The sequence below is a fragment of the Amycolatopsis sp. cg13 genome (genome assembly GCF_041346965.1).
Lineage (GTDB): Bacteria > Actinomycetota > Actinomycetes > Mycobacteriales > Pseudonocardiaceae > Amycolatopsis.
Genome location: NZ_CP166848.1, coordinates 4,147,579 through 4,174,445 on the forward strand (window position 1 = coordinate 4,147,579; position 26,867 = coordinate 4,174,445).

The 26,867-nt window shown below is 69.7% G+C and carries 17 protein-coding genes; 5 read left to right on the top strand and 12 right to left on the bottom strand.

What is annotated here, in order from left to right:
* Positions 1-22: 22 nt before the first annotated feature.
* The 4 genes from AB5I40_RS18870 (at position 23) to AB5I40_RS18885 (ending at position 4,870) form a co-directional block, all read left to right on the top strand.
* Entirely contained in the window at positions 23-1,393 is a 1,371-nt protein-coding gene (locus tag AB5I40_RS18870) for an ATP-grasp domain-containing protein (protein ID WP_370939836.1), read from the top strand.
* A 38-nt stretch (positions 1,394-1,431) separates the two neighbouring features.
* Entirely contained in the window at positions 1,432-2,469 is a 1,038-nt protein-coding gene (gene sbnB / locus AB5I40_RS18875; RefSeq protein WP_370939837.1) for a 2,3-diaminopropionate biosynthesis protein SbnB, read from the top strand.
* A gap of 4 nt (positions 2,470-2,473) precedes the next feature.
* Positions 2,474-3,451, top strand: coding sequence for a 2,3-diaminopropionate biosynthesis protein SbnA (gene sbnA / locus AB5I40_RS18880; RefSeq protein WP_370939838.1), 978 nt, complete (start codon positions 2,474-2,476; stop codon positions 3,449-3,451).
* 120 nt (positions 3,452-3,571) lie between these two features.
* Positions 3,572-4,870, top strand: coding sequence for an MMPL family transporter (locus tag AB5I40_RS18885; RefSeq protein WP_370939839.1), 1,299 nt, complete (start codon positions 3,572-3,574; stop codon positions 4,868-4,870).
* A 9-nt stretch (positions 4,871-4,879) separates the two neighbouring features.
* On the opposite strand, the gene AB5I40_RS18890 is transcribed toward AB5I40_RS18885, so the two are convergent.
* The 11 genes from AB5I40_RS18890 to AB5I40_RS18940 all read right to left on the bottom strand — a co-directional run bounded on the left by AB5I40_RS18890 (position 4,880) and on the right by AB5I40_RS18940 (position 24,704).
* Positions 4,880-5,833 (bottom strand): ATP-binding cassette domain-containing protein, encoded by a 954-nt coding sequence (locus AB5I40_RS18890; protein WP_370939840.1) that lies wholly within the window; start codon positions 5,831-5,833, stop codon positions 4,880-4,882.
* A 1-nt stretch (position 5,834) separates the two neighbouring features.
* On the bottom strand, positions 5,835-6,038 hold the full coding sequence (locus AB5I40_RS18895; RefSeq protein WP_370939842.1) for an MbtH family protein: 204 nt from the start codon (positions 6,036-6,038) through the stop codon (positions 5,835-5,837).
* A 17-nt stretch (positions 6,039-6,055) separates the two neighbouring features.
* A complete protein-coding gene (locus tag AB5I40_RS18900; protein ID WP_370940552.1) occupies positions 6,056-6,859 on the bottom strand; it encodes an ABC transporter permease in 804 nt (267 codons plus the stop codon).
* Between the two features lie 5 nt (positions 6,860-6,864).
* Positions 6,865-16,545 carry an amino acid adenylation domain-containing protein gene (locus tag AB5I40_RS18905; RefSeq protein ID WP_370939844.1) on the bottom strand — a complete coding sequence of 3,227 codons (9,681 nt, stop codon included), beginning with the start codon at positions 16,543-16,545 and terminating at the stop codon, positions 6,865-6,867.
* The gene (sbnA, locus tag AB5I40_RS18910; protein WP_370939846.1) at positions 16,542-17,522 is read right to left on the bottom strand and encodes a 2,3-diaminopropionate biosynthesis protein SbnA; all 981 of its coding nucleotides are present in this window, start codon (positions 17,520-17,522) and stop codon (positions 16,542-16,544) included. Before sbnA (AB5I40_RS18910) ends, AB5I40_RS18905 begins: the two co-directional genes overlap by 4 nt.
* Positions 17,513-18,721, bottom strand: a complete 1,209-nt coding sequence (locus AB5I40_RS18915; RefSeq protein ID WP_370939847.1) for an acyl-CoA dehydrogenase family protein — start codon at positions 18,719-18,721, stop codon at positions 17,513-17,515. Before AB5I40_RS18915 ends, sbnA (AB5I40_RS18910) begins: the two co-directional genes overlap by 10 nt.
* The gene (locus AB5I40_RS18920; protein ID WP_370939848.1) at positions 18,718-19,278 is read right to left on the bottom strand and encodes a DUF2786 domain-containing protein; all 561 of its coding nucleotides are present in this window, start codon (positions 19,276-19,278) and stop codon (positions 18,718-18,720) included. The genes AB5I40_RS18915 and AB5I40_RS18920 overlap by 4 nt, the downstream gene beginning before the upstream one ends.
* Positions 19,271-19,540 (bottom strand): acyl carrier protein, encoded by a 270-nt coding sequence (locus AB5I40_RS18925; RefSeq protein ID WP_370939849.1) that lies wholly within the window; start codon positions 19,538-19,540, stop codon positions 19,271-19,273. Before AB5I40_RS18925 ends, AB5I40_RS18920 begins: the two co-directional genes overlap by 8 nt.
* 25 nt (positions 19,541-19,565) lie before the next feature.
* Positions 19,566-21,242, bottom strand: a complete 1,677-nt coding sequence (locus AB5I40_RS18930; protein WP_370939850.1) for a phytoene desaturase family protein — start codon at positions 21,240-21,242, stop codon at positions 19,566-19,568.
* Between the two features lie 91 nt (positions 21,243-21,333).
* Positions 21,334-23,907 carry an ABC transporter permease gene (locus AB5I40_RS18935; RefSeq protein ID WP_370939852.1) on the bottom strand — a complete coding sequence of 858 codons (2,574 nt, stop codon included), beginning with the start codon at positions 23,905-23,907 and terminating at the stop codon, positions 21,334-21,336.
* Positions 23,907-24,704 carry an ABC transporter ATP-binding protein gene (locus AB5I40_RS18940; protein ID WP_370939853.1) on the bottom strand — a complete coding sequence of 266 codons (798 nt, stop codon included), beginning with the start codon at positions 24,702-24,704 and terminating at the stop codon, positions 23,907-23,909. Before AB5I40_RS18940 ends, AB5I40_RS18935 begins: the two co-directional genes overlap by 1 nt.
* Before the next feature lie 138 nt (positions 24,705-24,842).
* Between AB5I40_RS18940 and AB5I40_RS18945 the strand changes: the two genes are divergently transcribed.
* A complete protein-coding gene (locus AB5I40_RS18945) occupies positions 24,843-26,114 on the top strand; it encodes a sensor histidine kinase (protein ID WP_370939854.1) in 1,272 nt (423 codons plus the stop codon).
* 91 nt (positions 26,115-26,205) lie between these two features.
* On the opposite strand, the gene AB5I40_RS18950 is transcribed toward AB5I40_RS18945, so the two are convergent.
* On the bottom strand, positions 26,206-26,850 hold the full coding sequence (locus AB5I40_RS18950; protein ID WP_370939856.1) for a LuxR C-terminal-related transcriptional regulator: 645 nt from the start codon (positions 26,848-26,850) through the stop codon (positions 26,206-26,208).
* Positions 26,851-26,867 lie beyond the last annotated feature (17 nt).

Consider the following 26,867-nt stretch of genomic DNA (forward strand, 5'->3'; position numbering starts at 1 on the left):
CGTGCGCTGGCGAAAGGACGTCATGAGCGCCGACAACGGTTTCATCCCGCGGCTCAAGACCGCGGTTCTGGGCACGGCCGACCGCCCGTTGGTGTTCGTCGGCAACTTCGAGGTCGAAGAACAGTGGGCTAGCAACGAACAGGGGCTGCCCAGGGTGTCCGCTCCGGGCGGCACGGCGGTCGTGAACAGCATGGACGAGTTCGCGTTGCTGCTGGGCGGGAAGCGGGACCACGTGGTGCTCAAGCACGCCCCCGATCCCGGTTACCGCAGTTATCTGGAGGGCCTCGGGCTGGACCTGCCGCAGATCCACGTGATCACGGATCCCGACCCGGCGCGCACGGTCAGCCAGGACGCGCTGCACGATCCGTGGTTGATCGCCGCGCTTTCCGCGCTGCGTACCGACGAAGCGCATCTGCTCGCGCACGGCGTCTCGGCGGTGGAGGAAGAGCTGTCCACCGCGACTGGGTTGCCGTTGGCCGCGCCTGACGCGGCTCGGTGCAAGGCGGTGAACAGCAAAATCTACAGCCGGCGCATCGCGACGCAACTCGGATTGCGGCAGCCGAATGGTTGGGCGTGTGACACGCTCGACCTACTCGACGAGGCCGTCACCGAGGCGGCCTCGGTGCTCGCCACCGGACGGCGGGTCGTCGTCAAGGAGGCGTTCGGGGTGTCCGGCAAGGGGATCTCGGTGGTCTCCGACGAACGCAGGCTCGACCGGTTGCGCCGGATGATCTCCGCGACCGCGCGGCGCAAGGGCCGGGACCGGATCGCGTTCGTCGTCGAGGAGTGGGTCGACAAGCGCGCCGACCTCAACTACCAGTTCACCGTGGGCCGCGACGGTTCGGTGCACTTCGACTTCGTCAAGGAACTGATCACCGACAACGGCGTCCACAAAGGACACCGGATCCCGCCTCGGCTGGACGAAGCGCAGATCGAGATCATCCAGTCCGCGGCTCAGGCGCTCGGCGGGCAGCTCGCCGCCGACGGCTACTACGGCGTCGTGGGAGTGGACGCGATCGTCGAGCCGGACGGCGGCGTCTTTCCGGTGCTGGAAATCAATGCCCGCAACAACATGTCCACCTATCAGGTGCCGATCCAGGAACGCTTCGTCACCGCGGGCGAGACCGCGATGGCCCGGCACTACTCGCTGCGGCTCGGCGCCAGCGTCGGCTTCGACCGAGTCCGCGACGTGCTCGGCGACCTGCTGTTCGACGGCGCGGGCAGCGGCCTGCTGGTGAACAACTTCGCCACCGTCAACGCCGGTGCGCAGACCGCGGACGGTGCCCCGTTCGCCGGCCGCCTCTACGGCGTGCTCATCGGGGAGTCGGTCGCCGAGGTCGACCGGATCGACGCGCGGGTCGAACGCGCGCTGGCCGTCCTGCAGCAGGACTGAGCATCCGTTTCCGCCCAGCCGAAGACTAAGGAAGTTCTGTGACCGAAACCGCTAGCGTTCCGGAGTTCGCCGTCGTGTCCGGAGCCCAGGTGCACCAGGTGCTCGACGGTGCCGAGAAACAACTCGTCGAACTGATCGAAGCGACCTACCGGCTGCACGGGCAGCAGGCGACCGTCAACCCGCCCTCCTACTTCCTCCGGTTCCCGGACCGGCCGTCAGCGCGGATCATCGCGCTGCCCGCCTCGGTCGGCGGGGAGGTCGCGGTGGACGGGGTCAAGTGGATCTCGAGCTTCCCGGAGAACGTCCGCACCGGGCTGCCGCGCGCGTCGGCCGTGCTGATTCTCAACGACCAGGCGACCGGCTACCCGCTGGCTTGCATGGAAAGCTCGATCATCAGCGCCAGCCGGACGGCGGCGTCGGCGGCGCTGGCGGCCGACTGGCTCAGCCGGCGCGGCGAACGACCGAGGCGGCTCGGGTTCGTCGGCACCGGGCTCATCGCGCGGTACGTGCACCGGTTCCTGATCGGCACCGGCTGGGACTTCGACGAGACCGCGGTGTTCGACCTCTCCGCCGAGCACGCCGCGGGGTTCCGGGGCTACCTGGAGACCACCGGCGCGAGCGGGATCTCGGTGCGCGAGAGCGCGGAGGAACTGATCCGCGGCAGCGACCTGATCGTGTTCGCCACCGTCGCCGGTGAACCGCACGTGCACGACCCGGCTTGGTTCAGCCACAACCCGCTGGTGCTGAACGTGTCCCTGCGCGACCTGTCCACCGAGATGATCCTCGCGTCGGCGAACGTGGTCGACGACGTCGAGCATTGCCTGAAGGCCAACACGTCAGTGCACCTGGCCGAACAGGCCACCGGCGGACGCGACTTCCTCGACGGCACCCTCTTCGACGTCATGTCCGGGGCACTCGCCCTAGACGCTGATCAGCCGCTGGTGTTCTCGCCGTTCGGCCTCGGCGTGCTCGACCTCGCGGTCGGCAAGCACGTCCTGGACGAACTGCGCCGCCGCGGCGAACTGCACGAGGTCGGCGACTTCTTCTTCGAACTCGACCGCTACGGCAAGCGCTGAGCCGATGCCGATCATCACCAGCCCGCACGAGTTCAACGTCGGCGACCTGTTCGTCGACCTGAACGGGTGTACCGGGCGATCGCTCTACCTCAAATGCGAGGGCTTCAACTTCGCCGGTTCGATCAAGATCAAGGCCGCGACCGAGATGATCGACGCCGCCGAACTGGACGGCACGCTGGCGCCCGGCGCGACCCTCGTGGAGAGTTCGTCGGGCAACCTCGGGGTGGCGCTGAGCCTCGTCGCCACCAGCCGGGGTTACCGGTTCATCTGCGTCACCGATTCCCGCTGCACCCTCGGCGCCCGGCAGTTGATGCAGACGCTCGGCGCCGAGGTGCACGTGATCACCGAACCGCATCCGAAAGACGGGCTGCTCGGCGCACGGATCGCCCACGTGCGGCGGCTGTGCGCCGAGGGCGACGACCGGGTGTGGCTCAACCAGTACGCGAACGCGGGCAACTGGCAGGCGCACTACCGCACCACCGGTCCGCAGATCGCGAACTCGTTCCCCGATGCCGACGTGGCGTTCATCGGGGCGGGCACGACCGGCACGCTGATGGGGTGCGCACGCTACCTGCGCGAGCACTGCCCCGAAATGCGCGTGGTGGCCATCGACACCGTGGGTTCGGTGACTTTCGGGACCCCGGCCGCCCCGCGGATGATCCCCGGTCTCGGCACCGGGGTCCGGCCAGCGCTGCTCGACGAGTCCTATGTGGACGATGTGGTGCACGTGCCGGAACTCGCCACCGTGCGCATGTGCCGCCATCTCGTCCGGGCGGGTTTCCTGTTCGGCGGCTCGACCGGCACCGTCGTCGCCGGGGCGCTGAACTGGCTCGACCGGCACGCGCGCGGCGAGAACTTCACCGCAGTGGCGGTCGCCCCCGATCTCGGCGACCGCTACCTCGACACGGTCTACCACGACCAGTGGGTGGCCGACCTCTACGGAGACGCGGCGCTCGCCCCGCCCGCCGCGCTCGGGAGCTAGTACCACTCGAAATCGAGGTGCCACGCCCAGTGTGCGCACGATCACGAGGAGCCATCCTTAGACCGTCCGGCTTGCCGCCTGCGCGGCGGGAGGCCTGAAGCGGCCCAAGGAGTGCGGCAATTGCGAACGCTACCTCTGCTCCGTCTCGCGCGCTGGTGTGCCGGACACCCCGGCCCGGTCCTGTGCGCGTGGCTGCTGTTCCTGGTCACGGCGGCGAGCGAGGGTCTCGCCGCCGCGACCGGCGGCTCCGCCCAGCCGGGAGCACCGTCGGCCGGTTCCGTCCTCGCGGTCGGCTGCCTGCTCACCGCGCTGCTGCTGGTGCTGGTGCTGGGTTCGGTGCGGCTGGCCGCGATCGCGTTCGGCTATCTCGCGACAGTCGGCGCCAGCGCGCTCGGGGTGCTGCTGGCGGCTGCCGAAGGAGCGGGCTCGTTCGGCAGCTGGAACCTCGTTCTCCTGCCGGGCATCACGAGCGGGGCCAACCATCTGCTGTTCGCGGTCCGCAGGCAGCAGGAGATGCCGCCGGGCAAGCACAACGTCTCAGACACCGCACAGATCGTCGCCTCGACCGCCGGACGGACCGCGCTCGTCACCGGGCTCGCGATGCTGACCGCGATGACCGGGCTGTACCTGACCGGCGAGCCACAGGTCATGCGGCTGGCGGCGGCCGTGGTCCTGGTGATTCTCGTAGAAGCCGCTGCGGCGCTGACTCTGCTCCCGGTGCTGCTGACGCGAAGCGCGCTTCCCGTGCGGCGCTCGTTCCAGTGGCACTGGCTGCCCCGGTTCGTTGCCCGCCTGCCAGCAACTTGGCGCTACCGCAGCGCAGTGGGGCTCATCGGGACGCTGGTGTGCGCCGCCGCCGCGCTCGGTTTCGTCGTCTACCGCTACCTCGAGTCGCCGACGCTGCCGCCGTTGCCGCTGGCGCTGTTGATCGGACTGACCTCGCTGGCGGTGATCACGGCCTTCCGACCGGTGGTGGTCACGCTGACGACCGCGGTGCTTTCGGTGCTGTCCGCGCTCTTCGCGCTGACCATGCTCACCTGCATGGATCCGCCGACCCCGACGTGGCTGCCGGTGGCGTTGGTGGCAGTGCTCGCCGCGCCCACTACCGACATGCACGTCTGCCTGCTGCACCACTTCCGTGTCGAAGCCCTGACTGGGATGTCGCCACAGCACGTGCTCGCCGAAGGACTGCGTCGCGGCACCGTGGCGATCTCCAGCGCGAGCGTGGTGTCGATCGGGGTCTTCAGCGCCCTCGGGATCGCTGGCACTGGCGCGCTGAGCGAGTTCGGGTGGGCGGCCGCGGCGGCGTTGGCGATGGACGTGCTGGTGATCCGGTTGGTGCTGCTGCCCTTGCTGCTCTCGCTAGCAGGCCCGGTCCGCTGGTGGCGGCGGACCGGGCCGGGGGCTGCGCGAAAGTAAGCCGGGAAATCACCCGGTGGTCGGGTGTCCGGTGAGGTCGAGGAAGGCTTCGTCGAGGGTCGGCCGGCGCAGCGCGAAGTCCGCCAGCGCGACGCCGCGTTCGTGCAACGCGTTCGCCGCCGCCGCGATCCCGCCGCTCTCGTCGAGCAGTTCGAGGGAGATGCTGCACCGGCGTTCGTCGACGACCGGGACGCCCACCGCGACCGGCGTCAGCGCCGCCACTGCGTCCGCGAGACCTTCGGGATGCGCGACGGCGACTTCCAGCCGTTCCCGGCCGACCTTGCGCTTGAGCTCGTCCGCGGTTCCCTCCGCGACGCTCCGGCCCTTGTCGATGACCACGATCCGGTCGGCGAGGTAGTCGGCCTCCTCGAGGTACTGCGTGGTGAGCAGGACCGTGACGCCTTCGCTGACCAGTTCGCGGACCATCGTCCACAGGCCCATCCGGCTCGCCGGGTCGAGCCCGGTGGTCGGCTCGTCGAGAAACAGCACCGAGGGCCGCGCCACCAGGCAGGTCGCGAGGTCCAGGCGGCGACGCATCCCGCCCGAGTACGTGCCGACCGCGCGGTCCGCCGCCTCGACCAGGTTGAACCGCTCCAGCAGTTCTCCCGCGCGGGCGCGCGCGCCTCGACGGCCGAGGTGCAGGAGACGGCCCAGCAGCACCAGGTTTTGCCGACCGGTCAACAGTTCGTCGACGGCCGCGTACTGGCCGGCGAGCGCGATGTGCCGCTGGACCTGCTTGCGTTCCCGCACGATGTCGTGCCCGGCGACCAGCGCGCGGCCGCCGTCCGGCGGCAGCAGGGTCGCGAGCATCCGGACGGTGGTGGTTTTGCCCGCGCCGTTGGGGCCGAGCAAACCCAGGACCGTGCCGGGCGGGACGGCGAGGTCGACGCCGGCGAGCGCTTCGTGGTCGCCGTAGCGTTTGCGGAGCCCTTCGGCTTCGATCGCGAGTTCTCCGTGTGCCATGTCAGCCTGCTTCCCGGACGTTCTCGGGCGACAGATCGGTCCAGCGGCCCGAAATGTGCGCGAGGGCTTCTTCGCGGCTGCTCTCGCCGAGCGAAACCCGCCAGCCCGGCGGGATTTCCGCGAAGGAGGGCCAGAGGCTGTACTGCTGTGCGTCGTTGACCAGGACCAGGAACGCGCCGTTCTGGTCGTCAAACGGGTTTGTCATCGCATACTCCGGATCGGTTAGGCGAGGCGGTAACGGCGGAAGCTCAGCAGGGTCGCCGCGGCGAAAAGCACGACCAGCGTCACCGCGACGACGATGCCGGGATGCTGCGCGGGGAACGCATCGTCCGCGGGCACCGGCACGCCCCACAGCTGGCGGCACAGCGTGGTGACGGAGCTGACCGGGTTCCATTCGGCGATCGGCCGCACCCACGACGGAAGCTGGCTGACCGCCATGAAAGCGTTGGACAGGAAGGAAAGCCCGAGCGTCAGCACCGCGCCGACGCCGTCGATCGATTCGGGATTGCCCATCGAAAGCCCGAGCAGCACGCCGACCCAGATCATCACGTAGAGGAACAGGGCGAGCACGGCCAATCCGGCTAGCAGCGCGGGGAATCCGGCGTGCACGCGGCCGCCGACCGCCAGCCCGATCCCGGCGACGATCGCCAGCGCGATGAAGCCGACCAGCGCGTCGCCGATGGTGTGGCCGAACAGCACGGCGGGGCGGGAGATCGGCAGGGAGCGGAATCGGTCGGTCAGGCCGCCTTTGAGGTCCATCGCCACCGCGATCGCGGTCGGTGCGACTCCGGCGAGGCCGACTTGCATGAGCGCGGCCGGGAAGAGGAATTCCGGGTAGCTGCCGCCGCCTTCGACGCTCACCGCGCCCTTGAAGACGTAGCCGATGGCCAGCATGGTGATCAGGGAGTTCAGGGTGATGGCGAGGAGCCGGCCGGGCACTTGGCGCAGGTGGATCAGCCGACGGCCGGCCAGTGCGAACGTTTCGACGAACGCCGCTGCCCGCGGCGGGTTCGCCGGGGTAGTCATCGTGGTCACTGCGACTCCTCGCTTCCGGTGCTCAGCGTTTCCGCCACCACGGCGCCGACCTCGGCCTGCGGTCGCGGGTCCATCAGGTATTCGTGGCCGCAGTCGATCCGGTGTGTCCGCACCGGTCCCGCGACGTGCGGCACCCAGCGGCCCGCTCGTTCGGCCACCTCGGCGTCGGTCAATCCCTCGGCGGCGACGAACAGCTCGACCGCGCCGGTGAACCTCGCCGGGCGATACCGGTGGGCTAGCGCGGCATTGTTGTCCATCACGGCGAGGACGCGGGTCATGCGTTCTTCGCCGATGTCGGCCAGTCTGCTGTCGCCCTCCCGCAATACCGCGATGACGTCGGCTGGGGTCAGCTCGGTACCGGCGTCGGTGTCGTGGAAGCCCACGTGCTCGAGGAAGTCGACGAGCAGCTCGTGCCGGGTCGGTGCGGTTTCGGAATCGTCCTGCGGGTAGCTGTCCAAGATGGACAGTGAGCCGACCGTTTCGCCTTCGGACTCAAGGCGGACGGCCAGTTCGAAGGCCAGCAGACCGCCGTAGGACCAGCCGAGCAGGTGGTACGGGCCGTGCGGCTGGATGCGGCGGATGTGCTTCAGGTAGTCCTCAGCGACCTGTTCGACCGAGTCCGGGAACTGTTCCGTGCCACTGATTCCCGGTGATTGGAGGCCGTAGATCGGACGGTCCGGCAGGTGTGCCGCCAGACCGAGGTAAGGCAGGCTCAGGCCGAGTCCGGCGTGCAGGCAGAACAGCGGCGGGTTCGACCCGGTCGGGCGGATCGGCAGCACCGGTGCGAACGGGTCCGGCAGGTCTGCCAGGTCGGGTTCGGCTCGTTCGGCTAGCGCGGCCAGGCGTTCGATGCTGCCGTGGGTCAGGACATCGGCCACGGTCAGCCGCAGTCCGGCTCGGCGGGCTAGCGCGACCAGGCGGACGGACTGCAGGCTGTTGCCGCCCAGTTCGAAGAACCCGGTCTGGACGTCGACGTCAGCAATGCCGAGGGTGTCCGCGAAAGCAGCTCGCAGCAGTTCGACGGTTTCGCTCGTGTCCTGGTGGGTTTGCGCGGTGGGAGCGGGCAACGCGGCGCGGTCCAGGGATCCGTCCGGGGCGACGGGGATGGCGTCCAGTTCGGTGAACGAGGTCGGGATCAGGTAATCGGGGAGTTCGGCTGCCAGTGCTTCCCGCAGGGCGAGCGGGTCGACGCCGCGTTCCCATTGCGGGACGACGTAGGCGATCAAGTCGTCCTCGGCGATGACGACGGCTGCGGCGACCGAGGGCTGGCGATGCAGGGCCGCTTCGATTTGCCCGAGCGGGATCGCGAAGCCGCGGACCTGGGCCTCGCGGATCACTTCGACCGTTCCGTCCAAGCGGAGACGGGCGGGGAGGCCGGTGGGTGCGCCAGCCACGTACAGCTCCCCTCGGCCACCGCGGGGCACTGCTTGCCGACTCGGGTCGAAGACGTCGGCGCGGCTGTGCGCGAACGAGCGTCCGTTGACCAGCGAAAGCCAACCGGACGCCGCGGTGCCCTCGCAGTTGAGTGCGCCGTCGAGAAATGCTTCGCCGAAGTTCAGCACCCGGGTGCCCGGTCGCAGCGCGAGCATCTTCGCGATGCTCGGGGTCACGACCACGACGCTCGGGTCCACCGACGAGGCGAGTTCCGCGATCTCGGCGGCAGGCGCGACGGTCACCACCGCGCCGACGTGCAACGCGGCCAGCACGACCGGGAACGCGAACTCAGTGTCCGGTGCCAGGACGCGATCGCTGGCCGTGAGCGGCAATTCGGTCAGCAGGGCAGCGATTGTCGCGGCCAGGGAGGCTCGGCTGAAGACCGCTTCTCCGCGATACGCCAACTCCGCCCCGGACAGTGACACCTCAAGGTCGGTGTCGGCGAATCCGGACAAGTCCGCGGGGATTGTGCAGCGAGACGGCCCGCTCGGCGTCCAGGCTGCGCCGACGGCGAGGACGGCGAAGATCGCTGCCCAGCGGTCGCGGCCCGGCGGCAGGTCGACGGTCACCGTCTCCCCCGGACCCGCGCCCTGCTCCCGCAAGGCCCGAGCCAGTCGGTTGGTTTGCTCGCGCAGACCGATGTCCCCTGGAACCAGCAAGCCGTCGGGAACCTCGGGGGCCGACGCGGCTGAGGTGGCCCGCTCGACGGAAGTGCGCAGGTCGATCCGGCTCAGCGGCTGCGCGGGATCGTCGGCGGCGGCCGTCAGGAGGAGCGTCAGCCGGTCGACGAGGAGCTGCGCGGCTTCCGCGGTAAACGCGTCGGCGTTGTACTCGAGCGTGCCTTCCAGACCGCGTTCTCCCTTGTGCTGGCCGAGCTGGAAGGTCAGGTCGAACTTGAACTTCTTGTGTGTCGGGGCCAGCAGTTCGGGCCGCGCGGTCAGGCTGCCGAGACTGACTTCGGAGGGCGGCACGTCGTAGAAGGACAGCAGCACCCCGAACAACGGCTGCCGCGACATCGACCGGGCCGGTTGCGTCGCCTCCAGCAGCCGTTCGAAGGGCAGGTCCTGGTGGGCGTAGGCGGCGAGGTCGGCGTCGCGGACCCGCGCGACCAGGTCGGCGAAGTGCGGGTCGCCGCTGGTGTCGGTGCGCAGGACGAGCGTGTTGACGAAGAAGCCGACGAGGTCGTGCACGGCTTCGTCCGGACGTCCGGCGACCAGGCTGCCGAGCGGGATGTCGGTTCCCGCACCGAGGCGGGTGAGCAGCGTCGCCAGCGCGGCCTGGACGACCATGAACAGACTCGCCCCTTGCTCGTGCGCGAGTCGCGCGAGGCCCCGGTGCACGGCGGACGGCACCTCGAACTCGATGGTTCCGCCGTGGTAGCCCGCTGAGGCACGGCGGGGCAGGTCGACCGGCAATGCCAGTTCGCCCGGCATTCCGGCGAGCGATTCCCGCCAGTGCTTCAGCAGGCGGGCGGATTCACCGTCCTTGGTGTCGTCCAGGAGGGAGTGTTGCCAGACCGAGTAATCCGCGTACTGGGCGGGCAGTTCTGTCCACTCTGGGGTCTTTCCGGACCGCCGGGCCTCGTAGGCGGTGGCGAGGTCGCGAGCGAGCACGTCGACGGACCAGGCGTCTCCGGCGATGTGGTGCAGCACCAGCAGGAGGATGTGATCGCCGTTCCCGGCGGGGCCGAAGAGCTTGCTGCGCAACGGAAGGTCGGTGGCCAAGTCGAATCCGCGGGCGACTTCTTCGTCCAGAGCTGTCATCAGGTCAGTGGGCATCGGCGCGGTGCGCAGGGACTCCCCCGCGTCGAGGACGCGCTGGTACGGCACGCCGTCGGTGTCCGGGAAGACGGTGCGGAGGATTTCGTGGCGTGCGGTCAGATCGTCGACGGCCGTGGCGAGCGCCGCGCGGTCCAGCTCTCCGGACAGGCGCACGGCGAGGGGGATGGTGTACCCGCCGTGTTCGCCTTCGAGCCGGTTGAGGAACCACATTCGCTGCTGGGCATACGACAGCGGCAGCGGATCGGGCCGGTCCAGTTTGCGGAATGCCGCCCGTGCTTGGCCCGCGGACGCGAGCCGTCCGGCCAGTGCGGCGACAGTGCGGGCCTCGAAGAGGTCCCGCAGCGGCAGTTCGACGTTCAGTTCCGATCGGATCCGGCTGACCAGCGCGGTGGCCAGGAGGGAATGGCCGCCTAGTTCGAAGAAGTCGTCGTCGATTCCGGCTTCGGCCAGGCCCAGCACCTCGGCGTAGAGTCGGGTCAACTGCTCCTCGACCGGGGTGCGAGGGCCGCGTTTCTCTTGTCCGGTCAGGTTTTCCGGTGCGGGCAGGGCTTTGCGGTCGACCTTGCCGTGCGCGGTCAGCGGGAGCCGGTCGAGTACGACGATCGCGCTGGGCACCATGTACGCGGGCAGCAGTTCGGCCAGCTGAGCCTGCAGGTCCTCGGGGCGCGCGGTGCCCGCGACATAGCCGACCAGGTGCCGGTTGGTCGCGTCGGAGCCCTGCACAATGACTACCGCGTCGGTGACGGATTCCTGGGCGAGGAGACCGGCTTCGATCTCGCCGAGTTCGATGCGGTGACCGCGGATCTTGACCTGGAAGTCCCGCCGTTCCACGAACTCCAGCGCGCCATCAGTCCGACACACCACGCGGTCACCGGTCCGGTACATCCGGGTGCCCGGCTCGCCGAACGGGTCGGCCACGAACACCGAGCCCGTCTTGACCGGATCGCCGACGTAACCGCGGCCGACGACCAAGCCGCCGACGTACAACTCCCCTGCTGCGCCCGGCGGAACCGGCCGCAGCTCGTCGCCCAGCACGTACAGCCGGGTGTTCCGTACCGGGAGGCCGATCGGGACCCGCAGGCCCTGTGCATCGTCCACACTGGACAGAACGGCGTGGGTCACGTCGTCGGAGCATTCCGTCGGGCCGTAGGCGTTCACCATCGGGATGTTCGGGAAGTACTCGAACCACCGCACGCACAGGTCCGGCGGCAAGGCCTCGCCGGTGACGACCAGCCAGCGCAGACCGTCCAGGTTCGGCGGGCTGCCTGCGTCCCAGAAATCCAACGCCGCGCGCAGCAGCGAGGGCACGACTTCCAGCACCGACATGCCCAAGCCGAACAGCGCGTCCGGATCAGCCGCCGTCTCCCGGCTCACCGCGCGGACTTGAGCGCCGACCATCAGGGGCGCGAGCATCTGCCACACCGACACGTCGAACGTCAGCGGGGCGTTCTGCACCAGCACATCCGACGGCTTCAGGGCCAGGTCTTCCACCTTGGCCAGCAGGTGGTTGACCATTCCCCGGCGAGTAACCATCGCACCCTTCGGACGGCCGGTGGAGCCGGACGTGAAGATCAGGTACGCGACATCGTCGTCAGCACCGACGACTGGAGCCAGTTCGGTGTCGACCACGCCGTCCAGCTCGATGACGTCCACCGGCAGACTGGCCGCCAGCTCGCGGAACTCCGGCGCCGCGATCACGCACGCCGCGCCGCTGTCCTCCACCAGGCCTTGCAGGCGAGCGAGCGGCACCGTCGGATCCAGCGGCACATACGCGCCGCCTGCGCCCAGGACACCGAGAACCGCTGAAATAAAGCCAATACCGGGACCGGCGAGCACACCCGCCACTCGCCCCGGAGACAAGCGCCTAGACAGCGCCGAGGCCAGTCCTACCAGTTCCGCATAACTCACGGATCCGGAGTCATCAACGACCGCCACAGCGTCCGGGGCCTGTGTGCGCACCCGCTCGACCACGCCCGCACCGACCGGACCGGGCGTGCCCAGCAGGAAGGCCTCCGAGGGTTCGGCCACCACGTCGATCCGGCCGAGCAGGCGGTCCGAGTCGCCGAGCACTGTGTCGAGCAGCGCCTGGAACTGCTGCGCCAGCGCGTGGACGCGGTCGTCGCCGAAGGCCTCGCGGAGGTAGTCGAAGCGGAAGACGAGGGAGCCGCGCGGTTCCACGACGAGGCTGAGCGGGTAATGGCGCGAATCGAGCGTCACCGCGTCGACCACGCGGACGTCCTCGCCGAGTTTCACCAGCGGGCCGCCGTCGCCGGCGGGGACGTTCTCGAACACCACTGCGGTGTCGAAGAGTTCGCCGCTGTCCGGGATGGCTCCGCTCAGTTGCGCCTGCCCGATGTGCTGGTAGGAAACCATTGCGGCTTGTTGCTGGCCCAGTTCGGCGAGCAGTTCGCGGACCGGGCGAGCGGGGTCGAGGCGAGCCCGCACCGGAACCGTGTTCACGAACATGCCGACCATCGTTTCGACGCCGGGCAGTTCCGCCGGACGTCCGGAAGCCACCGCACCGAAGACCACGTCCTGCTGGCCAGCCAACCGGCCGACCAGAATCGCCCAGCACGCTTGCACGATCGTGCTGACCGTCAGCTCGTGTTCCCGTGCCCACGCGTACAGGTGCGCAGTGTCGCTTTCGGACAGTACTAACTCGACAGTCGCGGGCAGGTTCGCGGCGGCAGGCAGGTCTGGCGCTACGCGGGTCGGACCGGGCAAGCCGTCGAGCAGGTCCTGCCAGGCTTTCCGACCAGCTTCCTGGTCTTGGCGGGACAGCCAGGCGAGGTAGTCGCGCATCTGCGGCACCGCAGGCAGTTCGGCCGTTGCGCCGCGCGCGTAGAGCTGCGCCAGCTCGTCGATGAGGATGGGCACCGACCAGCCGTCCGTGGCGATGTGGTGTGCGCTCCACAGGAACCGGTAGCGCTCGGCGGCGACCCGGATCAGGGTGAAGCGCACCAGCGGCGGGCGGGCGAGGTCGAAGCGGCGCAACCGGTCTTCCTCGACCAGCCGCTGCAGCTCCGCCACGCGACGGTCCTCCGGCAGCACGGTCAGGTCGATTTCGGTCCACGGCAGCTCGACCGATTCGGCGACCAGCTGCACCGGTTCCCCGTTGCGGCGACGCCGGAAGTATCCGCGCAGGGCGGTGTGCCGGGTCAGCAGCGTGGCGCAGGCGTCCCGGACGGCGGCGGTGTCGAGCGGTCCTTCGAGGTCGGCGATTGCTTGCACAGCATAGAAATCCACCCCCTCGGCGTCCAGTTCGGCGTGGAAGAGCATGCCCTGCTGCAACGGCGCGAGCGGAAGCACTTCCTCGACCGGACCGACCCGCAGCTCGTCCAGTTCTTCCGGTTCGAGTTCGACCAGGGCAACGGATTCAAGCGCAACCTCGTCCCCCGCCGGAACCGCGTTCTCCGCGATCGCCGCAGGGGTGCGGGCTTCCAGCAGGTCGCGTGGGGTGATGATCAGCCCGGCTTTGCGCGCGCGGCTGACCACCTGGATCGAGCTGACGCTGTCGCCGCCGAGTGCGAAGAAGTTGTCGTCGATGTAGACCTTGGGCACTGTTAGCACTTCGGCCAAGACGTCGCACAGGATGGCCTCGACGGCATTGCGCGGGGCTCGGCCGACCGCCTCGGCGGCGAAATCGGGCTCTGGCAACGCTTCCCGGTCAACTTTGCCGTGCACGGTCAACGGCATCGCGTCCAGCACGACCATCGCGGGCGGCACCAGGTAGTCCGGCAGCCGCTGCTGCAGTTCGCTTCGCACCGAAGGGATGTCGACCGGCTCCGTCCCGACCAGGTACCCGGCGAGCCGCTTGGTCCCGGCGTCGTCGGTGCGGACGACCACGACCGCGTCCGCGATCTCGGGCAGTTCACGCAAGGTGGCTTCGATTTCGCCGAGTTCGATGCGGTGGCCGCGGATCTTGACCTGGAAGTCGCGGCGCTCGATGAACTCCAATGCCCCATCGGAACGGCGCACCACGCGGTCGCCGGTCCGGTACATCCGCGTGCCCGGCTCGCCGAACGGATCCGCGACGAACACCGAGCCCGTCTTGGCCGGATCGCCCACGTAACCGCGTCCGACGACCAGACCACCGATGTACAGTTCACCAGCCGCACCCGCCGGGACCGGTCGCAGCTCGTCGCTCAGCACGTACAGCCGGGTGTTCCGCACCGGGAGACCGATCGGCGTCCGCACCCCGCGCACATCGTCCACACTGGACAGAACCGCGTGCGTCACGTCGTCCGAACACTCCGTCGGCCCGTAGGCGTTCACCAGCGGGATCTCTGGGAAGTACCCGAACCACCGCACGCACAGGTCCGGCGGCAACGCCTCGCCGGTCACCACCAGCCAGCGCAACCCGGCCAGCTCCGGCGGACCACCGGCGTCCCAGAAGTCCAGCGCGGCCCGCAGCAACGACGGCACCACTTCCAGCACCGACATCCCCAGGCCGAAGAGAGTCTCCGGATCGGCCGCGACCCGCCGGTCCACCACGCGGACCTGACCGCCGACCACGAGCGGCGCGAGCATCTGCCACACCGACACGTCGAACGTCAGCGGCGCGTTCTGCACCACCACATCGGACGCACCCAGCCCGAGGTCCTCGACCTTCGCCAGCAGGTGGTTCATCATCCCGAGCCGCGAGACCATCGCGCCCTTCGGACGGCCGGTCGACCCCGACGTGAAGATCACGTACGCCACGTCATCGTCCGCGCCGACCACCGGGGCCAGCTCGGTGTCGACCGTGCCGTCCAGCTCCACGACGTCCACCGGCAGCTCCGCGGCGACGTCCCGAAACTCCGGTGCCGCAATCACGCACGCCGCACCGCTGTCCGCCACTAAGTCGCGCAACCGCGCCAACGGCAGCGTCGGATCCAGCGGCACGTAAGCACCGCCCGCGCCCAGGACGCCGAGAACCGCTGAGATGAAGCCACTCCCCGGGCCAGCGAGCACGCCAACCACGCGGCCCGCAGGCAACCGCCGCGACAACGCCGAGGCCAGCCCGACCAGGTCCGCATAGCTCACGGCCCCGGCAGCGTCGGCCACCGCCACCGCATCCGGAGCCTGCGCGCGCACCCGCTCCACCACGCCCGCACCGACCAGGCCGCTAGCGCCCAGCCCGGCCGCGAGCAGTTCCTCGCGCTCCTGCGCATCGGCGACGTCGATGTGTGCGAGCGGCGCGTCCGGATCGGCGCGCGCGAAGCGGTCCAGGAACCCGGCGAACCGGTGCAGATGAGTGTCCACTCCGGACTCGTCGTAGAGGTCCGGATTCCCGTTGAGGTGCAGTTCGATCCCGCCGCCGGGCTCGTCGAGGACGGTGATCGACAGGTCGTTGGTGATCCCGGTGGACAGGTTCCGCACGCGAGTCACGCAGTCGCCCAGCCGCAGCCCGGGATCCGCGGGCAGCACGTTGACGAACGGACCGCCGAACGGCCGCCGCTCGTCGCTGCGCACGCCGATGTCGCGCCGGATCTGGTTGACGTGGTACCGCTGGTGCTTGAGCGTGCGAGCGAGTTCCCGCGAAGCCTGCTTCAGCAGCAGCGACGGGGTCATCGCGGGCGTGACCTGCATTTTCAGCGGCAGGTAGTTCGCCATCATCCCCGGAATCGTCCGCGTCCGGACACCCGCGCGGGCGGCGACCGGGACGGTCAGCATCAGGTCTTGAATGCCGGAAAGACGTTCCGTGTAGGCGGCCATCGCGGCGAGCAGGAAGGTCGGCAGGGTCACCCCGGCCTGCGCCACCGCCTTCCGGGCCGCAGCGGCCGCGTCGGCGGGCAGGGCGAGCGTGCGGCGAAGGAAGCCGCGAGCGGGTGCGGGTTCCTTGCCCGACAAGCTGATCAGGTCCGGCACCGTGCTGAAGTGGCTGCTCCAGAACTCGCGGTCCCGTCCGAGGTGCGTCGAGGTGTGGTACGCGAGTTCGGATTCCAGCAGGTCCCGGAACGGCGGCAGCGGACGGCCCTCGGGCTCCGCACCGGTCAGCACCGCCGTGTACAGCTCGCCCATTCGGCGGTGGCAGATCGCGGCGCTGAACCCGTCGCCGACCAGGTGGTGGGTGGTGAGATACCAGAACCGCCGCCGCGGGCCGAGCGTGAGCAAAGCGGCGCGGAACAGCGGGAAATCACTGACGGAGAACGGCCGGGCCAGGTCCTCGTGCATCCACGCGAGCGCGGCCGCCTCGGGATCCGCTTCGCCGGACAGGTCCAGGAAGCGCACCGGCAATTCGGTCAGCGGCTCGACCACCTGGCGCGGTTCGCCGTCGACCTCGAAGAAGCGCGCGCGGAAGCATTCGGCCTCGTCGGTGAGCAGGCGGAATGCCTCGACGAACGCAGTCACGTCGAGGTCGCCGGAGATGTCCAGGTAGTCGGCCATCGCGTAGGCCAGGCCGCCTCCGGACAGCTGCTCGTCGAACCAGACGTCGGTCTGGGCCGTGGACAGGGGCAGGCTGGTCTCGACAGCAGTCATCGCGGCACCTCGGAAAGTCGGTCGGTGGTCTGCTCGGGCACGCGGCCGAGCGCGTCGGCGGCCCAGTGGTCCCGGTAGACCGTGTCCAGGTAGTGGTCGCCCAGATCCGGGGAGATGGCCACGGCGGTCAGGTCGCGGTCCTCGCGGGCGAGCCAGGACAACGCGCCGGCGACGACGGTGCCGGTCGAGCCGCCGAACAGAAAGCCGTGCCGCACCAGCGTCCGGCACATCTCGACGGTTTCGGTTTCCTCGACGTGCACCACGTCGTCCACTAAGGACTCGTCAAGCAGCGCCGGACGGATCGCTGAGCCCAGCCCGGGAATCTGCCTCGGCCCGGGCGGGCCGCCGAAGCTCACCGAGCCGACGCTGTCCACCGCGACCACGCGGATCGACCGGCGCGCCTCGCGCAGGTAGCGGGCGCAGCCCATCAGCGTGCCGGCCGTGCCGGTGCCGACGAACAGCACGTCGAGGCCGGGGAACATGCGCAGGATCTCCGGGCCGGTAGTCCGGTAGTGCGCGGTCCAGTTGCCCGGGTTGGTGTGCTGGTCGAGCCAGACGTAGTCCTCGTGCTCCGCGCAGAGGCTCTCCACCATTCGCTGCCGCGCGCCGACCAGGCCTTCCGTCGGATGCGGCTCGGTGAGCACGTGGACCTCGGCGCCGTAGTTCTGCATCAGCTGCCGAGCGGACAGCGTGCAGTGGTCGTCGGTGACGCAGATGAACCGGTATCCCCGGCTGGCCGCGACCATCGCGAGCGCGACGCCGATGTTCCCGGACGAGCTCTCCACGATCGCGGCGCCGGGGCGCAGCTGGCCGTCCCGCTCGGCGCGCTCGACGATCTCGAGCGCGGCCTTGAGCTTGATCGACCCGGCGAAGTTGAACCCCTCGCACTTGACGAACAGGTCGCGGCCGACGAACCGGCGCAGGTCGACGTACAGATCCGGGACGGTGAACTCCTGAGGGGCGGATATCACCCGCACGGCAAACCTCCGCGGTTCAGCGCCGGGAACGACTCGCCCTTGCCGACTTTGCCGGCGAGCAACCCGGTGAAGACGATGAGTTTCTGGATGTTCGCGGCGCCTTCCATGAACTCGACGCCTCGCGCGTCGCGAACCAGCTTGTCCAGCAACGGATGCGTCCAGCGCGCGCTCGGTCCGAAGAACCGGCAGGCGGCCCTGGTCGCGTCCTCGGCGAGCCGGCTCGCCTCGGCTTTCGCGGACGAGGCGAGGTGCCCGCCGCGGCTGCCGCCCGCGTCGACCTCCATCGCCGCGAGGTGCACCAGGTTCCGGACGCTCTCGATCCGGTAGCCCAGCTGGTCCCATTCGGCCGCCGCCCCGCCGGCGAGCAGGCCGCCCTCGGCGCGGACGTACTCGTGCGCGGCCCGCGCGATGCCGACCGCGATGGCCGCGACGCCCGGCCGGAGCCGGTTGAACGTGAGCGTGGCGGCCCACATCCCGCGCCGGGTCGGGGAAAAGTGTCGGCCCAGCACCCGGTTCGCGGGGATGCGGACTCCGTCGAACTCCAGGGCGCAGAACCGTGCGCCGCGCAAGCCGAGCATGCCCAGCGGTTCGGCGTGGAAGCCGGGGGAAGCGGTGTCCACGAGGACCGCGCGCACGCCGAGCGGGCCGGGCACGGTGCGGGCGAAGACCACGCCCATGCCCGCGCGGGAAGCGTTGCCGACGTAGCGTTTCCGGCCGTTGAGCACGAAGTCGCCGTCTGGTCCGGGCGTCAGGCTGGTGGTCAGCGCGTTTGCGTCGGAGCCGACGTCGGGTTCGGTGAGCGCGAAGAATGTCCACGTTGGACGGTCGACGAGCCTGCCGTAGAACCAGGCTTTCTGTTCATCCTCGCCAAGTACGTCGATCAGGACGCCGGACATCGACGCGCCCGGTGCGGCGAGCGTCGCGCCCGCGTCGCCCCGCGCGAACTCCTCCAGCAGCACCGTCCTCTCCAGCGCGGTCATCCCGTTGAACCGGTGCCCGGCGACCCGGATGCCTTCCGCACCGTACTCCGCCGGGACCAACAGTTGCGCCATACAGCGCACCGCAGGCAGATCGGCAAGCTGGGCAGTCGCCTCGGGATCGCGGTCGAGCACGGCTCCGGCGGCGCGGAGGTCGTTGGCCCATTCCGCGGCGAGATCCCGTAGCGCCAGCAAGGGTTCGGTCAGTACCGTGCCCGTCACGTCGTCCCCATTTCGTGCACGCTCGCGAGCAGCTCCGACACGTCGGCGACCTCCCCCGGTCCGCCAGCCAGGAAACCCTTCGCGCCCAGCAGGCCGAGCAGTTTACGATCCACATCGGACAGACACTGATGCAGATACCGCACGCGTGCAGGGGTCATGCTCTCGTCTGCCAGCAGATCCGCTTCTACGGCCAGTTGCCCGTTGAGCGCCGTGGCGAGGCAGTCCTGGATCATCTGCTTGCGCAGCAGCGACTCTTCGCCGGAACGCCGCTCGCCCAGGTACCGCAGGCACTCGTCGAGCAGCCACTGCGAAAGCCCCAGCCGCACCCACACCAGCTCCGGCCCCGCGGGCGCGTCCGGCAGGCCCCGGGCGAACACGACCGCGCCGCCGGGAAGATCGGCTTGCCGCAAGATCTCCGTCCCGGCGGGCAGTTCTCCCGCCGGGACCGCCGCGATCGCGCCGTGCCGCCGCGTCGTCCGCAGCAGCTTGAGTGCGGGCGCGACGCCCTGTTCCCGGGCGACGCGCCGGTACTCCTGCCACGGTGCCGGGTCAGGCACGGATTTCCGCGATGACGAACGCGGCGAGCGAACGCACCGATTCGAAGTGCTGCATCTCCAGGTTCTCGGTGTCGAACTCGATGCCGAACGTGTCCTCGAGCTGCATCAGCAGTTCCAGCACGCCGGTCGAGTCGAGGCCGGCGTCGGACAGCCGGGTGTCCGCGGACAGGTCGGCGACGTCCCGTTCGAGCACCGTGCCCAGCGCGCCGGTGATGCCCTCGACGATCCGGTCCTCGGTCAGGGTCTGCGCGGTCTCAGTCATGACTCTCCTTCTTTTTACACGGGGTTCAGCGCGCCATCGGAGCGAATCCGCGGGCGTCGCGGCGGGCCTGGCCACGGGAAATCCGCAGCGGATCCCAGTCGTGGCCGCGTTCGGGCAGCAGGGCGCGGTCGGCGAAGACCGCGCCGTCGTACGCTTCGGCCAGCACCGGCCGGTCGAGGATCGCTTCGGCGCACTGCGCCCCGCCGACCGCGGCACCGACGACTCCCCCGCCGTGGATGTCCTGTCCGGCGACGAACAGTCCTTCGACGGCGGTGCGCACGTCCGGCCGTCGTCCGTGCGGACCCCAGGACTGCAGCCCGTACGCGGCTCCGCCGGTGGCGAGGGTGTAGCGCTCCTGCGTGAGCGGGGTGGCCGATTCGAGGTAGACGATGCGGTCCCGGAACGGGCCGAGCACCTCTTCCGCGCGGTCGAGCAGGCAGGCGGCGAGTTTCTCTTTGGCCGCGCGGTATTCGGCCACGCGCCGGTAGCGGAGGCCGGAGGCTGGTCCGTCGGTTACGCCCCACTGCTCGTAGCCGGGCGGGCACGCGGTCATGATCTGGAGGTTCGTGTAGCCGGGCGGGCAGACGGCGGGGTTGCCGGGGTCCTTGTGCGAGGCGGACGAGATGAACACGAACGGCAGCTCGTCGAACTGGCCAGCTTCCGTTCGGGAGTAAGCACTTTCGACGTCGCCGCTCGGCCAGTACCAGATGTTAGCCTCGGAAGCTTCGGGCAACTCCGTGTCCACGACGGCATAGCTGGTCACCAACGGCAGTCGCATGACCGCGTCTTCGGTGCGCCGGACGATGCCCTCGGGAAGGTTTTCCCGGCCGCCGCACAACTCCAGCACCGTGCGCCGATAGTCCGCATTGGACACCACCAACGGTGCGCGCAGTATTTCTCCGTCGGCCAGTTCGACACCGGCTACACGGCCGTGCTCGATCAGGATCCGGGCGGCGCGCGCTTTGGTGCGCAGCTGGCCGCCGTGCGTTTCGAGCTGCTCCACCAGCGCGGCGGCTAGCATCTGGCCGCCGCCCTCGGGGTAGTACGCGCCCCCGGTCAGGTAGTCGTCGAGCATACGAATGTGCGCCGCGACAACGGTATTCGCTGGCGATGACGCATAATTTCCGGACTGCGCGGCCAGCACCGTACGCGCGGCCACCGACAGTCCACAATGGTCAAACAGGCGGCTCAGGCCGCGTCGGCTCCACCGCACCACCGCGGCCGAGTTGCCTAGCACCGGTCTGGAGCTCGCCGAATACCGGGCCGCCGCGGCGATCTCCCCGCAGATCGCGAGGTACTCCCGAAGCCCCGCAGCCTCCGCCGGGAAGGTTTCGAGCAGCCGATCCCCGTACCGGGACCAGCTTTCCGGAACGTCGAAGCGCAGGCCAGGCAGCACGATCCGGTCGAAGCCGTCCGGGTCGAGCCGGCGGAACCGCACCCGGTCGCCGACGCCGAGCCCGGCCAGCAGCGACGGGAGCAGCCCGCCGGGCCCGCAGTCGCCGAGGTAGTGCACGCCGATGTCGAACTCGTAGGAGCGCCGCCGCCGGAACATGTGGCAGTTGCCGCCCGCGACGTCGTGCTGCTCCAGCACCAGCACCCGGCGGCCGAAGGCGGCGAGGTACCCGGCGCAGACGAGGCCGCCGATCCCGGACCCGATCACGATCGCGTCCCAGGAAGAGCTTCCCGCCTCGTTCGGACTCATGCCGCTGACGCTACGGCGGGGCGGTGACCCCGGGCTGACCGCGCGCTGACAGCTGGGGGCAGTCAGCAGCAGGCGATCGCCCAGGGGTCACCTATTCAGGAGAGAGCATGGCGATCGAGGTCTTGCCGCGCACCGCGAGCCAGGTCGGGAAGAGCGTGGCGACCATGCTTACCACGACCGCGAGCAGGACCACCACCGCATAAATCCACAATGGACCGTACGGCAGCCAGCTGTCGGACACCGCCTGGCTGAACGGAACCAGCATCGCGAGCGACACGGCGGTGCCGAGGACCACGCCGATCACCGCGACGACCATCCCCTCCACGGCCATCACGCCCAGCACCTGACCGCGGCTCGACCCGGCCAGCCGCTGCAGGCCGAACTCGCGCCGCCGGTGCGCGGTCGAGAGCACGAGCGTGTTCACCACCGAGATCGCCGCGTAGAGCAGGATCATGCCGACCACGAGGTAGTTGACCCACGCGTTCGCTTCCTGTTCCTGCACGAACTTGGCGGTGAGCGTGTCCCGGTTCGCGACCTGCACGCCGGGCGAGGCCTGCGCCAGCCCGTCGAGCGTGCTCATCAGCTGCGAGACGCTCGTGCCCGCCGCCGCGGTGACGAGCACCTGCGACGCGATTCCGTCGGTCGTGTGCGGAGCCAGCGTGCCCGCGGGCATGAGCGCCGCCGCGAAAGCCGGTGCGGACCGCAATGTCGCCACCACCCGCAACCGGATCTGCGCACCGTCGCCGAGCCGCAGCCCGATCTCGTCGCCGACCTTCGCGTGCAGCCGGTCCGCGTGGTCGAGCGGGAGGGCGATGGTGTTGCCCTGCAAGTCGTTCAGCGATCCGGAAGCGACCTCCGCGGCCCGGGTCTTCGCGACCGCGTCGCCGGTGACTCCGGTCAGCGCGAGCCCGTCCTCGTCCTGGCCAGGGTCCGACGGCTTCTCGTTGTAGCCCTTGCTGGTCACGTACGCCGAAGCGGTGCCGACGCCGGGCAGCGACCGGACCTTGTCGAGCAGCCCGGTGCTGACGTCGCCGGTCGACGAGGTGACCACCGCGTCCGCCGAGAGGTTCGACGCGTACTTCTGCTTCGCCGATTCCACCTGCGTGGTCTGGAAATAGAGCATGAACACGGCCAGCGTCGTGGCGAGCATGACCGGAACGACGGCTCCGGACATCGGCAGCCAGCGCACCCGGGCGTTGGCCATCGCGAGATAGCCGGACAACCCGCTCACCGCCCGCACCGGAACCCGCAGCACCGCGACCATCAACCGGGTGATCCCCGGCGCGAAGAGCGCGACCGCCGCCGCGACGAGCGTGACCGCCGGTCCAGCCGTGCTGGCCGCGAGCGGACCGTCCATCACCGTGATCGTCAGATACGCCAGCGCCACGCCGCCGATCAGGCTGCCGATGCCCCACCAGAGCCGGAACGACGTCAGCCAGCGCTTCGGCGAGACGAGTTCCTGCATCGCCTCGACCGGACGCGTCCGTCCGGCGTACCGCGCCGCGACAAACCCCGCACCCCACGCTGACAGCAGGCCAACAAGAATGCCCGCGGCGGTCGGAATCCAGTCCTGGTGATACGCCAGCACCGGCTCGAAGACGCCGAACCCGGACAGCCGGTCGAAGAGCCAGTTCCCCAGCAATTCGCCAGGGAAAGCCGCCAGCACGGTCGCGAGCACGCCGATCACCATCGACTCCGCGGTGATCATGCGGCTGACCTGCTTCGGAGTCGCGCCGACCGCGCGCAGCAACGCGACCTCGCGCCGCCGCTGCTGCACCGACAGGCCCAGCGTGCTGGCCACCACGAACAACGCGACCTGCACCGCAAGGCCGCCGAACACGGCAGCCAGGATCACGAGGATTTCCCCGCCATCGCTCGCCTGCGCGAACTCGGCGGTCCCCCTCGCCACACCGGTGAGCGCGACCGCGTGCTGGTCCCGCACCGCGTTCGCGATCTGAGTGCTCAGCGCGGCCAGATCCGTGCCCGCGGTGGGAAGCACGCCGAACGCGTCGACCTGCCCGGTCGCGGGGGTCAGCGCGAGCGCGTCTTCGTGGGAGAAGAACACCGCGTCGGACGCCATTTTCCCGCTCGCGACGGCGATTCCGACGACCTGGAAGGGCCGGACGCCGCCACGCACCGCAATCTGCACCGAACCACCCGACGCGACGCCGGTGGCCGCCGCCGTCGCCTGGTCGAGCACGACTTCGCCGCTGTGCTGCGGAGCGCGGCCGTCAGTCAGCGAATACGGGGCCAGCTCGGCGGTCGCCCAGTCGTGCCCCAACGCGGTGCCGCGCACCAGCTTCACGTCGGGAGCGGCGGGCAGCGTCACCGGGATCGATACGTCAGGGACGACCTTCGCGACGCCGGGAACGGCCGCGATCTTCGCCCCGAGAGACGCGTCCAGCCGCACCCGTTCCGGCAGCGTCGCGGACTCGTGGTCCTCGTCTTCCGTGCCCGGGTTCGTCGGCGGCAGGTTGTAGTGCTGGTCGCCCGCGACGACCACCGGAGCCTCGGCGAGCCGCTGCGGCGGGACGCGGGGCGAGATCCCGGTCTGCATGAGCCCGCCGCACGCCATCACGATCGCGGTGCCGACGAGCAACGCGATGAACGTCGCGGTGAACCCGGCCTTGCGGAACCGGAGGGTGCTCAGGGCAAGGCGCAGCATCAGCGCACCGTCCCGACGGCGTTCCGGCCGTCGCGGCCGAGCCGCGACGCACGCGAGCTCAACGCGGTCAGCCCGCGCGCGACCTCGTCCACGGTCGGTTCGTGCAACTCGCCGGCGAACTGGCCGTCGGCCAAGAACAGCACCCGGTCGGCGTAGGAGGCGGCGACCGGATCGTGCGTCACCATCACGATGGTCTGCCGCTCGGCGCGCACCGCGGTGCGCAGCAGGTCCAGGATCTCGCTCGCCGACGTCGTGTCCAGCGCACCGGTCGGCTCGTCGGCGAAGGTCACGTGCGGACGGCTGACCAGCGCGCGGGCGATCGCCACGCGCTGCTGTTGGCCACCGGACAATTCACCGGGCCGGTGCCCGCGCCGTCCGCCGAGCCCGACCTGCTCGATGATCCGGTTCACCAGCGCGGGATCGGCCCGTTTGCCCGCCAGCCGCAGCGGCAGCGTCACGTTGTCGACCACGTCCAGCGACGGCAGCAGATTGAACTGCTGGAAGATGAATCCGATGTGGTCGCGGCGCATCCGGGTCAGCTGCGTCTCGTCGAGCCGGCCGAGGTCCTGGTCGGCGAGCACGACGGTGCCCGAATCCGGCTGGTCGAGCCCCGCCGCGCAGTGCAGCAGCGTGCTCTTGCCCGAACCGGACGGTCCCATCACCGCGGTGAAAGTCCCGCGGGCGAACGAAACCGAAATCCCGTCGAGTGCGACGACGCGGGCCCGGTTCCCTCCGTAGAATTTGGTGACGGACCGGAGCGTCACCGCATCCGTGCTTGGCTGTCCGGACTGGTACATCGGTCACTCTCCCAGGCGCGTCGGGCTACAGAAGAAAGCTACGAGCGCTCGCGGCCGATTCCGATGGTGCTAGCTCTTCGATCCGGACTGGTCCTAGCACCCCTGCCGGGAAAGCGCGGAACAGCACATAATCGGGATATGCCCTCCACCGATGCCCGCGAGCCGAAGCCCTGGTTCGCGAGAGGCGGCCTCGCCGTGCTGCACAGCACCGCGCTGGGGCTGCTCGCACCGGTCGAGGCGGTGCTTTTCGGCCTGCTGGCCTGCGCCGCTTCGCTGCTGGGCGTCGGTGTCGGCGTGTTCCTGATTCCGCCGGTGGTCTACGCCGTTCGTGCAGTCGCCAATCTGCAGCGGAAACTGCACGGCACCTGGACCGGGCGGAAGGTGGAACGACCGTATCTCCCGCTGCCCGAGGGCACGCGGTTCTTTCAGGTGTTCGCGCGGTTGCTGGCCGACCGTGCCACTTGGCGGGACACGGCCTGGCTGCTGGTGGACTGCACCATCGGCTGCCTGCTGACGCTGGCCCCGTTAGCCCTCGTGATCGACGGCGTGCGCGGGTTGTTGATGCCGTTGCTCTATCCGGTGCTGGACGATCTGTGGCTCGGCGACTGGTATGTCGCGTGGCCGGTGGACAACCCGGCGGTCGCCTGGATCGCCGTCGTGCTCGGCCTGCTGCATTTCCCGCTCGCGCTCTGGGCCGCTCCGCATCTGCTCAAGCTGCACGCGGCGCTGGCGGCGAAATTCCTTTCCCCGTCCGAAAGCACCGTCCTCGCGCAGCGCGTCCAGCACCTCACCACCACGCGCGACGACGCTGTCGGCCATCAAGCGCTGGAGCTGCGCCGGATCGAACGCAACTTGCATGACGGCGCGCAAGCCCGGCTGGTCGCGATGGGCATGACGCTCGACGCGGCGGCGAAACTCGCCGAACGGCAGCCGGAAGCCGCGAAGAGCCTGCTGGAAGAGGCCAAGGCGAGTTCGGTGAAAGCCCTGCAGGAACTGCGTGATCTGGTGCGCGGGATCCAGCCGCCGGTGCTGGTCGACCGCGGTCTCGCCGACGCGGTCCGCGAACTCGGGATGGAAGCGACGCTGGAGATGGAAACCACCGTCGACCTCCCCGGCCGGTTCGCACCCGCCGTCGAGACGGCCGCGTATTTCACCGTTTCCGAGGTGCTCAACAACGCGATGAAGCATTCCGGCGCGGATTCCGGGAAAATCGATGTCCACCATTCCGGCGGACGACTATCCATCACGGTCACCGACTACGGCAAGGGCGGAGCGGACCCGGCCAAGGGCACCGGCCTGCGGGAACTGGAACGCCGGCTCGCGCCGCTGGACGGATTCCTCACCGTGCTCAGCCCGCTCGGCGGCCCGACCTCGGTGGTCATCGAAATCCCCTGCGAACCGGTCGGCTGACGCTCGCCGGCGGGGCCGGTTTGCGTGCCGTGAGGGGAACCCTGAGGGACTCTGATTCCCTCAGGGTTCCCCTCACGAACCGCGGGAAGACTCAGTGGCGCAGGTAGGCCAGCACTGCCTGCACCCGGCGGTTGCTGTCCTCGGACACCGGCAGCTGCAGTTTCGCCAGGATGTTGTTGATGTGCTTGGACACCGCCTTCTCGGTGATGAACAGCTCGGCGGCGATGTTGCTGTTGGACCGGCCCTCGGCGATCAGCCGGAGCACGTCGTTCTCGCGCGGAGTGAGGCTTTCCAGCGCACGGTCGCGGGTGTTGTGCGTGAACAGCCTCGACACGACTTCGGGGTCCATCATCGTGTTGCCCGCGGCGACCCCGCGCAGCACGTCGACGAAATGGTCGCCGTCGAGCACCCGGTCCTTGAGCTGGTAGCCGACCGCGCCCGCGCCGTCGGCCAGCAATTCGTTGACGTACAAGCGTTCGACGTACTGCGACAGCACCAGCACCGGCAGCCCCGGCACCTGACGACGGGCCTCGATCGCCGCGCGCAGCCCCTCGTCGGTGAACGACGGCGGGAGCCGGATGTCGACCACGCCGATGTCCGGCTTCTCCGTGACCAGCGCGTTCAGCAGGTCCGGCCCGTTGTCGAGCGCCGCGACGATCGTCATCCCGTGCGCTTCGAGCAGCCGGACCAGCCCGTCGCGGAGCAGGAACTGGTCTTCGCCGATGACCACGCGCACAGAGCTTCACCTTTTCT

Coding starts and splice junctions, on each gene's coding strand:
- AB5I40_RS18870 (WP_370939836.1), top strand. CDS start 23: ATGAGCGCCGACAACGGTTTCATCCCGCGGCTCAAGACCGCGGTTCTG.
- sbnA (WP_370939838.1), top strand. CDS start 2,474: ATGCCGATCATCACCAGCCCGCACGAGTTCAACGTCGGCGACCTGTTC.
- AB5I40_RS18890 (WP_370939840.1), bottom strand. CDS start 5,833: ATGGCACACGGAGAACTCGCGATCGAAGCCGAAGGGCTCCGCAAACGC.
- AB5I40_RS18895 (WP_370939842.1), bottom strand. CDS start 6,038: ATGACAAACCCGTTTGACGACCAGAACGGCGCGTTCCTGGTCCTGGTC.
- AB5I40_RS18900 (WP_370940552.1), bottom strand. CDS start 6,859: ATGACTACCCCGGCGAACCCGCCGCGGGCAGCGGCGTTCGTCGAAACG.
- AB5I40_RS18905 (WP_370939844.1), bottom strand. CDS start 16,545: ATGACTGCTGTCGAGACCAGCCTGCCCCTGTCCACGGCCCAGACCGAC.
- AB5I40_RS18925 (WP_370939849.1), bottom strand. CDS start 19,540: ATGACTGAGACCGCGCAGACCCTGACCGAGGACCGGATCGTCGAGGGC.
- AB5I40_RS18930 (WP_370939850.1), bottom strand. CDS start 21,242: ATGAGTCCGAACGAGGCGGGAAGCTCTTCCTGGGACGCGATCGTGATC.
- AB5I40_RS18935 (WP_370939852.1), bottom strand. CDS start 23,907: ATGCTGCGCCTTGCCCTGAGCACCCTCCGGTTCCGCAAGGCCGGGTTC.
- AB5I40_RS18940 (WP_370939853.1), bottom strand. CDS start 24,704: ATGTACCAGTCCGGACAGCCAAGCACGGATGCGGTGACGCTCCGGTCC.
- AB5I40_RS18945 (WP_370939854.1), top strand. CDS start 24,843: ATGCCCTCCACCGATGCCCGCGAGCCGAAGCCCTGGTTCGCGAGAGGC.